General features: G+C 35.3%; 7 protein-coding genes. 6 read left to right on the top strand and 1 reads right to left on the bottom strand.

The features are described 5' to 3' along the window. Nucleotides 1–44 precede the first annotated feature (44 nt). The 5 genes from HND39_08685 (at nt 45) to HND39_08705 (ending at nt 7,868) form a co-directional block, all read left to right on the top strand. On the top strand, nt 45–1,331 hold the full coding sequence (locus HND39_08685) for a hypothetical protein (protein ID QKJ96353.1): 1,287 nt from the start codon (nt 45–47) through the stop codon (nt 1,329–1,331). A 2,226-nt stretch (nt 1,332–3,557) separates the two neighbouring features. Beyond that, entirely contained in the window at nt 3,558–4,436 is an 879-nt protein-coding gene (locus tag HND39_08690) for a T9SS type A sorting domain-containing protein (protein ID QKJ97941.1), read from the top strand. A 107-nt stretch (nt 4,437–4,543) separates the two neighbouring features. Beyond that, the gene (locus HND39_08695; protein QKJ96354.1) at nt 4,544–4,873 is read left to right on the top strand and encodes a hypothetical protein; all 330 of its coding nucleotides are present in this window, start codon (nt 4,544–4,546) and stop codon (nt 4,871–4,873) included. Between the two features lie 173 nt (nt 4,874–5,046). Further along, nucleotides 5,047–7,107 carry a pullulanase gene (locus HND39_08700; protein ID QKJ97942.1) on the top strand — a complete coding sequence of 687 codons (2,061 nt, stop codon included), beginning with the start codon at nt 5,047–5,049 and terminating at the stop codon, nt 7,105–7,107. Continuing rightward, the gene (locus HND39_08705) at nt 7,107–7,868 is read left to right on the top strand and encodes a hypothetical protein (protein ID QKJ96355.1); all 762 of its coding nucleotides are present in this window, start codon (nt 7,107–7,109) and stop codon (nt 7,866–7,868) included. The genes HND39_08700 and HND39_08705 overlap by 1 nt, the downstream gene beginning before the upstream one ends. Before the next feature lie 12 nt (nt 7,869–7,880). Here HND39_08705 and HND39_08710 read toward each other — a convergent pair whose 3' ends face one another. Then, entirely contained in the window at nt 7,881–11,219 is a 3,339-nt protein-coding gene (locus HND39_08710; protein QKJ96356.1) for a PAS domain S-box protein, read from the bottom strand. 380 nt (nt 11,220–11,599) lie between these two features. On the opposite strand from HND39_08710, the gene HND39_08715 reads away from it, so the two are divergent. Beyond that, nucleotides 11,600–12,373, top strand: coding sequence for an ABC transporter permease (locus HND39_08715; GenBank protein ID QKJ96357.1), 774 nt, complete (start codon nt 11,600–11,602; stop codon nt 12,371–12,373). Nucleotides 12,374–12,395: the final 22 nt, after the last annotated feature.

The following is a 12,395-nucleotide window of genomic DNA, read 5'->3' on the forward strand; positions in this document are numbered from 1 at the left end:
TTTAAATTAAGGCTAAATAACTAATAGTTTTTTAGGAGTTTCGGATGAAAAGAATAATTGTGAGCGCATTAAGTATAATTTTTATATTGCTGGTTATTTACAACTGCAAAGATGAACCGCCAGTGGTACCGCCGCCGCCTCCACCTGCAGGAGTAAGTGATACTATTACATTATCAGTTGAGCAGGTTACTCACAGAAGTATCATCATAAATATTAAAACAACGACCAACAACCCGAATTCCTTCCTGAAATTATACAGACAATATAATAACACAGATACGCTTGCAGCAGAATATGCAATAACAATAGCAGACACAAGCATTATAGATGACAACAATGGAAATGATTTACAACTTAACACAAGCTACACATATTACGCAGTTAGAATAGACACAACAGGAGAAAGAAAAGACAGTAGTAGTTTTATAACAGCAGCAACACTTGCAGCAACGAATTTTAATTACACCTGGCAGGAATTTGCCTTGGGCGATCCCGGTAGTGTGCTATTTGATGTATGGGGAACTGATGAGAATAACGTGTACGGTTGTGGTGTTATAATAATGGGCGATACTGTTTATGGAGTTATGCATTGGAATGGAGCTGAATGGAAACCGGTAAAAAGAAATGGAGGATTAGAAGCAATTTTCGGCTTCACAAATAATGATATCTGGACAGTGGGCGGCAGTATCTTTCATTTTGATGGTTTGGAGTGGAAGGAAATAATGTTTTATGATCAGATATTAGTTGATAATCTGCCATACTACTCGGTTTGGGGAACAAACAGCAATAATGTTTATTTCGGCAGTGGACGAGGAAAAATCATACACTGGAATGGAAACAGAGCACAAGTCGTTTATAGTAATCCCGATCAGGTATTTGTTAAAGATTTAGATGGTTACGCTTCAGATTTTATTATTGGCGTTGGTACTGGAATGGTTCCGCCATTACTTGCAGTAAAGTATGATGGGGTTAATTGGACAGAGCTTCCAATAAGCAGCAACTGGTCATTAAACGCAGTAAGCATAGCAACGAGAAGACATATTTATTTTGGAGGAGATGGTGTATTTGAAATGAAGGGAAATAATTTTTCACGAATACAAAGTTTTGGTTACTACATCTGGGATGTTGAGTATAACAGACAAACAGGAGTAACAGTTGCTTCCGGCGCTTATGATGGTATTTACGTCTATAATGGTCTGGAATGGAGAGATTACAGAGGCCAAATATCTTCGGATCATACTAGATACTCAGGAATTTTCATAGCTAATAACATAATTTTTTGTGTTGGCAGTACAGTTAATGAAGCTAAAATAATAATAGGGAAAAATTAAAATGGAGGAAATATGAAAGGCTTAACAATCACACTTTTTCTTTTATCATTATCAGTTCAAAATATCTTTGCTATTCCGGGCGAAATATGGTTTTATATTGATGATAATAACAATACCAATTTCAAAGTTGTGGCAAGGAGAATCAGCCTTACGGAACCACTCTTTGGTTACAACTTTATGGAAATTGGTAATAGTCAATTTGATGAAGTCACTTCCGATACTGACGTACTCGGTAATCCGCTCGCACACCCTTGGGATGTTCTAAGAGGATTTGATTATTTAAGAGATCCACACGTATGGCCGTTAATTGGAGAGGGCAAATTGGAATTTTTCGTTTACAGGAATGACATTCTTTTATTTCAATTTGGTATTGATTTAGTTCATTATCCATTACCACCTCAACCTTTGTTTGCTGATATTACATTTTATTTTACCGCAACTACAAATTCGTTGATTGCTTATACAAATGGTATCTACACAGAAATCTTGAATAACAGCTTTGTTAATTGTTGGGAATTACAGGGGATGGAAAGAAATATTAGCAAATATGTTAACCCAGTTGGTCTTACAAATCTAGTTGGAGGTGTTGTTGAAAATAATATTAAAACAACTTTCAACGCTGCAACAATGGGCTTTCCTTATGGAGATGTTCAGCTTGGCGTACCATATAATCCTGGAACAAATGTTCGTTTATGGCGTGGAGTTGAGTATGGATTATCAACGTCCCATAGCACATATACTAAAAATGGTATCATTTATAATTTTAGAAATTGGATTGGTTATGAAGCCTACACAATGTCATCTACATTAAGAGTTTTAGATGGAACTGATGAATTCAGATCAATGTACTACCCAACAATCCCACTCACTGTTTCAAACAACCTTGAAGGAGGTAGTTCAAGTAATGATTTTGAAATTACGTGGCAAACGCCTCCTATAACACAAACCTGGCAATATGGAATACCTTTCAATGCTTTTTCATATCCACTTTTTCTGGATTTATATTCAGCAACAGCCACGAATCAATTTCAGGCACTGAGTACAACCTGGTGGTTTTATAAATGGAATGATGGCTCAACAAACAGACTAAAACAAAACTTGCAGATAACATCTCCAACAAATTTAACGGCATATTATAAAGGACATCTTCGTTCAAACGATCAGAACGCAATAAGCAGCGGCTCACAGCGTAAGCTTATCCGTACAGATAATGGAATTTACCATTGTGTATATGAATCTATGGGCGAGGTTTGGTACACACATAGCTTAACAACAAATTTTAATGGCCAGTGGCGTCCGGATATCTGTATTTCGAATACTATTGGTAATATTAGTAAAAATCCCTCGATTGATTTTGAAGGAAACAAGATAAAAATAGTTTTTGAAACTGTTCTTAATGATGAAGCTGCTATTTATCTTTCAACTTATATCCCTGATGTGAATGGGAATTATATTTTTAGTGAAGCAGAAGAAGTGTTGTATTACCCGCTATCTTATTTTGGCAATGCAAAGCCGGTTATTGCTTACACTAATGTTATTGTTTTTATAGCATACAGAAAAAACACGACGGACGGTCTTTATCAAAAAACAAAATGGAATGTCGCCAGCAATTGGTTTTGGGACACAGAAGGCACAATACCGAATACAACTTTATATTCAAGCAACCCAAGCATTGCCGGAAGTGGTGGCGTGGTATATTTAGCCTGGCAGCACTCACTGGGCATAAGATATATTTTGGGACACAACCAATCCCAGTCCTGGGGATATAGAGATTATAGTATAGTCTCTACAGGAAGCGGCTACACAAATAGTTACTCGCCGTCAATAAGCCTTGCAAAAAATGGCTATCCAGTAGTAAGCTGGATAGGGTATAATTATGTGGCTGACCCTGGCGGAGGAATTAATAAAATTGAAGGTGAGCCACCAACTTCAAAAGTTGTTGTAAGAAGAGCAATCGACAACAATTGGAGTTCATTCTTCAAAGCAGGTTACAATGCAGTAACAACAAACAATAATTCAACAAGCAGCACGCTCAACGAAGAAAGTATAATTGCGTGGAGCGAAGGAAGCAGTCCTAACTTTTTAAGCAAATGGGTTAGAAGAGTAAACGGCAGTTACACAGACGCACATTCATTAAGCCATAACGGAAAACAGAATCAGGTTTCCAACGGAACGTCCATAGATAATATTGAAGGTACTGTTTTTACAATTACACAACTTCCATATATGCTTTCATTGGTAACAACTGATTTCAATCAGCAATTTTCTGGCGGAAGTGGTTTAAACAAAGCTGGTGAACTAATCGAACTAAGCTATGGAAGAGAAGGAGTAATATATAAGAATGGAGTTGAGTTTCTTTTTAATATTGGGGATATAATTGTAGGCGACAGTGTAATTAAATTCATTGAACAGCCAGATACGATATTGTATTCATCAGCAGAAGAACTCAACACAGTAGTAAAGACAGTTCCGTTTTATCTATCAGCATCAACAGAATTTTATTTCACTGATTTTTATTATGTATTGAATGACAGTCTTGCAGATACATCACTAACGGCAGAAGACGAGGTAAATTTCAAGGTTGAGTTGATAAATAACCAGTCGGGGCAGGTAATAGGAACATTTGATAACATTACATATACGAAGGAATATCTTGATAAATATGCAAATGTATCATATCAGGTAGATTGCAGCAACATTGCATCTGGAAATTATTTTCTGCGATTGGTAACAACAGTAGAAGGCGAAGCTGAATATCATCTTGGCAATGTTCAGAACAGCGGTGAAGAATTGAGCAAGCATAATTACCAGCGTATAAATTTCAACGGAACAGAACTTCCTGAATCATATTCACTTGAACAAAACTACCCGAATCCATTTAATCCAAATACGGTAATCAGTTATCAGTTGCCGGTAAATGGTTTTGTAACGTTAAAAGTATATGACATTCTTGGTTCAGAAGTAACAACACTTGTAAATGAAGAAAAGACAGCCGGCAGATATGAAATAAACTACAACGCATCATCACTTGCGAGTGGGGTTTATTTATACAAGCTTCAAGTAAATGATTTTATTAATGTGAAGAAGATGATACTGTTGAAGTGAATATTTCCATTTCTTTCATAAAGCCGGAATTGAACTTCCGGCTTTTTTATTTTCTTCCATACAATTCAATTCATTAAATTTCCATTGTAAAAATTTATCTCAACTTATTGAACGAAACTATTTTAAATATTTATCTAGTAATAAACGACGGACAAGTTGTTGAATTCCGTGCAGCGGCGTATGAAATGGAAGGCGGAGACGACAGGAAAATTAATTTCCTTAAAAGCAAAGTAAGAGAAGATTTTGAAAAAGCATACAAATTCGATGCACCGATGGATAAAAAAGGAAAATTTATGAGCTACAACCGCTTCCATAAATTTGAAAAACGCGGAATGCACTTTCAGTTGTTTGAAGAAATATTTTCTAGCTTTAAAGTTGCAGAACATCCGCTTATTTGTGTTACACCGGTTGTGGATGGAAAGATTTATAGCAGTTAGGTTAGTGTCATTCCGGAGACTCCGCTTTAGCGGAGGCGTCCGGAATCTTATGTCGAAATATTAAAATCAGATTCTGGACAAGCCAGAATGACAATTAAATAAATTTCATTTATAAGATTATGAAAATATTATCCAACAAAATATTTTTTATAACAGTAATTCTTTTCACAATTATGGGAAGTAAATTGCCAATTTCAGCACAAACAAAAACACCTCTCAGTTCAATTCAAAAAAAACAAAAAGAATTCGATAAATTTTATTCTGACCTGCCTGACCGGCAGGCAGGAAAAAGACTTGGTTCATTTGTAGAAAATGGTAAAACATATTTCAGATTGTTTACTCCAAATGCAGAAAAAGTCTCTCTGCTCACTTTCGAAAAACCTGAGCAGACAAAAGGAAAAGAATTCCAAATGATGAGAGATGAAAATGGTGTGTGGGAAACTTCTCTTGATGGAGAACTTTACGGATTATTTTATGGTTTCAAAGTTTGTCATCCCGGAACTCCGTGCATTGAAGACCTTGTTTGTGTTGATCCGTATGCAAAAGCTGTTGCAACTTTTCAAACTTATTTCAGCCCGAGAAGAGCAATTGTTGTAAAAGAAGGAAATTACCTTTGGGAAGGTGATGAATGGATTCAAAGAGATTGGAGAGATTTAATAATTTATGAAATGCATATTCGTGATATGACAGAACATCCTTCCTCAGGTGTAACGGAAAGAGGAACGTATAAAGGATTAGTTGAGAAAGGAAAGGTCGGTGGAATCGATTACATAAAAAATCTTGGCATAAATACAGTCGAACTTTTACCTTCTCATGAATTTGCCAACATCGAAATTCCATTTAAAGATTCTCTCAATGGAAAATTTAATAACTGGAATCCTTACGAAAGAAATCACTGGGGCTATATGACCGCAGCATTCTTCGCACCGGAAAGTTATTACAGTGAAAATGTCCGCGAACTAGAATGGGAAAAATGGAGTGGTGGAGATGCGAAAGCAGTTAATGATTTTAAAGATATGGTGAAAGCATTTCACAAAGAGGGAATTGCTGTCATAATGGATGTGGTTTATAATCACATTTCAGAATATGAAATTGGAAATCTGAAACAAATTGACAAAGATTATTATTTCAGACTTGATGAGAAAGGAAATTACATTCAGCAAAGCGGATGTGGAAATGATTTGAGAACCGAAGCACCCATGGCAAGAAGAATGATTGTTGAAAGTATTTTATACTGGATGAAAGAATATCACATTGACGGATTCCGTTTTGATCTTGGAAAATTAATTGATTGGGAAACAATAGAAGAAATAATTTTTGAAGCAAAAAAAATAAATCCGTATGTAGTTTTTGTTTGTGAACCATGGGGTGGTGGATATGATCCTGCAGGATTTTCAGTTCGCGGCTGGGGCGCGTGGAATGATCAGATTCGAAATGGAATTAAAGGTGAAAATCCTTTTGACGGACACGGCTGGATTTTTGGAAAATGGTACGGTAACAACAATCCTAACAGAATAAAAAGTTATGTGAATGGAACTCTCACAAAAGATACGCTGGGATTATTTCAAAAACCTGAACACTCAGTAAATTATCTTGAATCTCACGATGGATATTCTCTCGGTGATTTTATTCGACTTGGACTTGGCGATGTGAAGAGGGATGAAATAATTAAAGATCTTGATAAGAAAATTAAACTCACTCCACAGCAATTGAAGTTGAATAAACTTGCAGCGTTATTTCTGTTCACTTCAAGAGGAATAACGATGATCAGCGAAGGGCAGGAGTTTGCGAGAAGTAAAGTGATACCGTTTAATGAATCCGAACAAGATCCACAAAAAGGAATGATTGACCACAATAGTTACGATAAAGACAATGAAACGAACTACATCAACTACAATCACGTAAAAATTAATCAGGAGCTTTTTAACTACTACAAAGGATTGATTGGGATAAGAAAGAAGTTTGAAACTTTCAGAAGAGCTGAAAATAAAAATGTTCATTTTATAAATGTTAAAGAAAATCCTTTCGCATTTGGTTATTCAACAGATTATGCGGATGAACATTTTCTCGTCCTGTTCAATGCTAACACAAAATTACAACATGAATTTATCCTGCCGGAAGGTGAGTGGCAAGTTTTTGCTGATGAAAATCAGGCAGGTGTTCAACCAATGAGAACTGTTCAGCAAAAAGTGACAATAAATTATTCAAGCGGAATGATTCTTAAGAAAGAATAATGAGAAAAATATTTTTAACTATATCCATTCTTATTCTTGTATTTAATTATCAGATTTTTCCGCAGCAGTTTTCAGAAGGTTCACCGGAATGGCTGATAGACATGTTTTTTAACAAAGACAGCTTCCCTGGAAAAACAAATTATTTTTTCGGTGAGATGGTTGAGGAATCGGATCAGAAAACAATCGGTGAAGAATTAAACGGAAAGGGTGGTATTTTATTTCATCAGTTAATCGCAACGAACAGTAATTGTGTCTTTGCAGTTGAAGTTCAATCGGAAAATAAAACGATTGATTTTTATGCTTATCTTGTTAAGATGGAAAGCAATTGGAAACTCATGGCAATTCGGAGATTTTTCTTACCTGAATTTATTTACACTGTTCTTGATTCACTTCAAAAAATTCAAAACTTACCAGCGAATGATTCAGCATTTTTACTTTCTCTGCAACTCTTTACAAAGTCTGATCGTGAGTTGAGAAATTATCTTTCTGTGAATCAACAAAAATTTCAGGAGTTGATTTCACTATTTGCAAATAATGAAAAAGACAAAGCAGATATTGCTTTAGCTGAAGTTGGCTGCACCGCTATCTATAATGATAAAAAATATCCGGGATGTACGTTCATTCAAATATTACAATTTAAAAATATGGAAGCTGGATTTATTCATGCTGCTGATTCAGCTTTTTTGCCGGCAATTTCACTTGATGAATTTATCTATATCGAAGAAGTAGTTCCGGAATGGTTTGTGTTTCGGGTTATGTGAGGATAACTGATTCTAACGATTTCTTTTTCGTAAAGATTTTTCGATAGCAGTTTTAAGGCTTATCAGATTGACAGGTTTGTTAAAAATATATTCCACACCGAGTTCGGTATATTCCTGAATTTCTGCACGATCAATTTCACCGGAAAGAATAATTATAGGTATAGTTTCTTTTAGATTATTCTTTATTAGTTCATGAACCAATGCCAGCCCACCCATTATCGGCATTTTGTGTTCCGTAATTACAAGCGCCGGTGGAGATTGAATAATGCGGTCGAGTGCTTCTTTACCATTTGAAACAATATTAATAGCATAATCAGTTGTGATGTTTATGAGAACTTTTGAGTAGAACATACGTTCTCTTGTATTCGGATCAACAAGAAGAATTTTCGTTGATGCAACAGGAATTGTAAAAATAAATTCAGTTCCTCTGCCAAATTCACTTTTGACTTCTATTGAACCACCGTGCTTATCAATAATATCCTTTACAAGCGAAAGTCCAAGCCCGCTTCCTTTTTCCCCGGCAGTTCCCTCAGATGTAAATTTCGTATCTATGCTGAAAAGTTTATCCAGGTTGTTTGCCTTTATTCCGATACCGGTATCTTTCACTGAAAAAGTGATAAACCTTGATGTTGCAGACGTATTTACTGATACCATAATCCTGTCACCAAGTTTTGTAAACTTCACAGCATTAGAAAAAAGATTATTAAAAACCTGAAGGATTAGATTTTTATCTCCGAAAATATGAAGCGCGGGATCGACAAGATTTTCTATCTCAACGCCTTTTTTAAGTGCAGTGCCAGATACTGTACTTATTGAGCTCTCAATTATTTCCCTTGCATTAAGTTTTTCAGGTTCAAATTTTATTCTGCCTGTTTGAAGTCTTGTCCAATCGAGCATTGAGTTTACCAGCGCAAGCATTGATTTTGAAGAATCTTGTATATATGAGATGTATTGCTGTCGTTCAACATCTGAAAGAGATTCATCCTCAAGAAGTAAATCAGTGAAACCAAGTATTGAGCTGAAAGGTGCACGCAAATCGTGAGAAATTATAGATAAAAATCTATCTTTAGCATCATTAAGTTTTTTAAGATTTGCAGCCGATTGCTTTAGTTCTTCCTCGGCTTTTTTATTAAATGTAATATCACTTACCAATCCATAAATTTTTTGGATCTGTCCATTTTCATTACGAGTGAAATTAATTTTGTTTCTTACCCAAACGATATTTCCTGATTTATTAATTATTCTTAGCTCGAATTCTCCAGCAGATTGTTTTTCGCTTTTCCAGAGGAATGCTAATCTTTTCTTCATATCCGTGAAGTCATCCGGATGAACTATCTTTAAAAAGAGCCTGTGGTCACTTAAAAAGTCAGCCTGTGAGTAACCCGTTATTTTTTCAATTGCTGATGAAAAATATGTAGGCATCATTTTACCTTCATAAAGTTCAAAGGTATAGAGTAAGTCATCAATGTTTTCGGCAATATTTCTGAATTTCTGTTCAGAATCTTTTACAGCTTCCTGCATCCGTTTACGTTCACTAATATCTTCGGCGACAAAAATAAGATAAGGTTTTTCTACGTGCTCAAGTTTGAAAGAATAGAATTCTGCATAGAAAGAAGACCCATCTTTTTTCCTGGCAAGAAATTCAATTCTATTTTTTGATATTAATGATTCTCGTATTGATTTTTGAAAATCGAGAACGTGCGGAATACTCTCTTCCGTAACCAGCTCGAGAATATTTCTGTATTCAAGTTCCTTTCCGCTATCATAACCAAAAATCTTTGCAAAGGAATCATTCGCCGTTGTGATAACTTCGTCAAGTTCAATAGCCATTCCATCATTTGAAGAACTGAACAACGATTTGTATATATCATCATCCATCGGCTTCAGTTCATAAAGCGCTTTATCAAGGTAACAATTTACAGTAAATAATTTTTCATCAATTACTTCAGCAGCTTCCAGTATTAATAGGAAATCACTCAAACTCTGATTAGGTTTTTTGAACTTTACAGGGAGTGATTTTTTTGTGCCATATTCCAGAACAGAAATTTCTTTTTTTATTGCGGTGATGTTTTCATCAGCAAGGAAAGTGAAAAAATTGCTGAAGAGGATTTCATTTTTCTTAAGTCCGATTAATGAAGCGAATGCTGAATTAACTGAAATTATTGAACCTTCAATACCAATCCTGCACATTGGTTGTGAAATTTCTCTTATTGGTTCTTGTTCTTGATGGTTTTTCCATGTCTGTCGAACGACCGCTGTATCAAGCTTAATTCTGCTGCAAAGCACAATTGCTGCGGCGTTAACATCCTGACCGCGATAGAAATTCAGTTTAACCGGAAATCTTTCAAAACTTTCTTTTAAAAGAAAAGTAATTATCTCACAAGTATTATCCTCGTTCAATTGTTGAATAACATAGAGTAATTCATCTTTGTTCATTGCAGGGAACAAATCATTAAAAGAGAGATTAGACTCAGTTCTTTTTCTGCCACTGATATTTTCAAATTGTTTATCCCAATCGAAAATAGTTCCATCACCATTGATTAAAAAGATACCGCTTTCTTTTCTCCGGGAAATTTCCTGGTAATATTCAAGTTTGCGCAATTTTTCAACCATTGCATCAATCTCCTCTGGAGGAAGAGGACTCTCTTTGAAGATCAGATAAAGAATCTGAACAAAACCATTTTCCCCGATTACAGGTTCTATAGTACAGTCATAACGTTTTTTATTATTATTGCTGCCAAATTCAAGTTTGATAAATTGTGCTCTGCCAAATTGGGCTGCAGTATTAAATGAATCAGTTATTTTTTGCTGATGTTGCAGATTGAAAATCTCTTTTATATTTCTGCCTGTAATTTCTCTTCTTGAAAGATTCGCCTGTTGAATCTCTTTTCCTGAGGAATATTTTATATCACCTCTCGCATCGGTTACAATAAGAAACATCTCTTCCTTATCAATAGAATCTGTAGGCAGTTTCAATTGCGATGTATCAGCATTTTCAGGTAAGAACTCTAGGTTTTCAATAATTAACATCCCGCCTATTATGCTATCATCTTCAAAAATGGGTGAGCCTTTAGCTATCAATGAAATAAGTCTTCCATCATTAGCTTTGATATGTTTGATTTCTTTTTCGAATGGCTTTCCTTTAACCGCTGCTTTAAGATCTTCAATGATATTTATCGGAGGGAAAATATTATACTTGAAAATATTTATGTTCAAGAGTGAAGTGTTGAATTGATGTAGCAGACCCATCTTATGGAAATTCTGATTAATAAACTCCACTCTTCCATGAGAAGAGAATGTAAGAATCCCCAGCGGAATCTGGTCTATGAGTATTTCCGTACTCTGTTGCAAAAAAAATTGCCCACACTAAATAGTTTGAAAAGCAGATTTAACGTGCATTTACAGCAATTATAGTGCTAATCGGTAAAAATTTTTTCATAATTTTTTTGTTTAAAAATCACTTTGCTAACTAAATTCGATTTTAATAAAACATTCGTGAAAGTCCTTCAAAAAAACAAAATAATTATAACTTTAAGCGAAATGATTCATCATCAAAAAAGATTTTACTTGCTTGTTGATAACAATGTTTGTCGTCTCAGAATGATATGTTTTATTATGTTAACGTAGCAAAATAAGAAAGAATTCAGGTAGTCAAACCCAGAATTGTCAGAGACATAAATTAGAAAAATTTCCTTAAATTTTAGTTAGAAATATTAATAATTCCGTGTGTTGTGTTAAATAAATTTTTCCAAACAATCGGCAGGAGATCATTAGCTTTTCTTGAAGAGACCGGGCAGATATTCCTGATGCTTTTTGGAATTATTAAGAGTTTAAAAAGTCTTCATCGCACAAGAAAAGAAGTGATGTTTCAGATGCAGCACATCGGCGTAGATTCATTACCGTTAGTTGTAATCATTGCAACATTCACCGGTGCAGTTGCTGCGTGGCAAGCTGCGTATCAATTAAAAGGAATAGCTCCGCTCTCGCTTTTGGGCGGAACTACAAGCCGAGCCATTATCACTGAGTTAGGTCCGGTTTTAACGGGAATTGTTATTGCAGGAAGAGTCGGTGCATCCATAGCCGCAGAACTTGGAACTATGAAAGTTACAGAGCAAATAGATGCACTTGAAATTATGGCAATTGATCCGGTAAGATATTTAGCAATGCCAAGATTCCTCGCCGCAATTTTAATGATGCCCGTGCTGGTTATATTTGCAAACACAATTGCAGTTGCCGGTGCGTATGTTGTTTCCGATTATTTTTTGCAAGTTCCCTATGGTGTATTCTTTGGTTCAGTGCGACAATTTTTTGAATTTTCTGACCTTACGGGAGGTCTGATTAAAACAGTTGTATTTGGCGGTGTTACTTCACTGCTCGGTTGCCATATAGGATTTAAAACTTCCGGCGGTGCTGAAGGTGTTGGTCTTTCAACAATCCGATCATTTGTGCTTTCTGCGGCACTTATTTTAATACTTGATTACTTTTTGTGGACATTGCTTTTTTAAGTGAATATTCATTAAATATTTT

Source organism: Ignavibacteriota bacterium (genome assembly GCA_013285405.1).
GTDB lineage: Bacteria > Bacteroidota > Ignavibacteria > Ignavibacteriales > Ignavibacteriaceae > IGN2.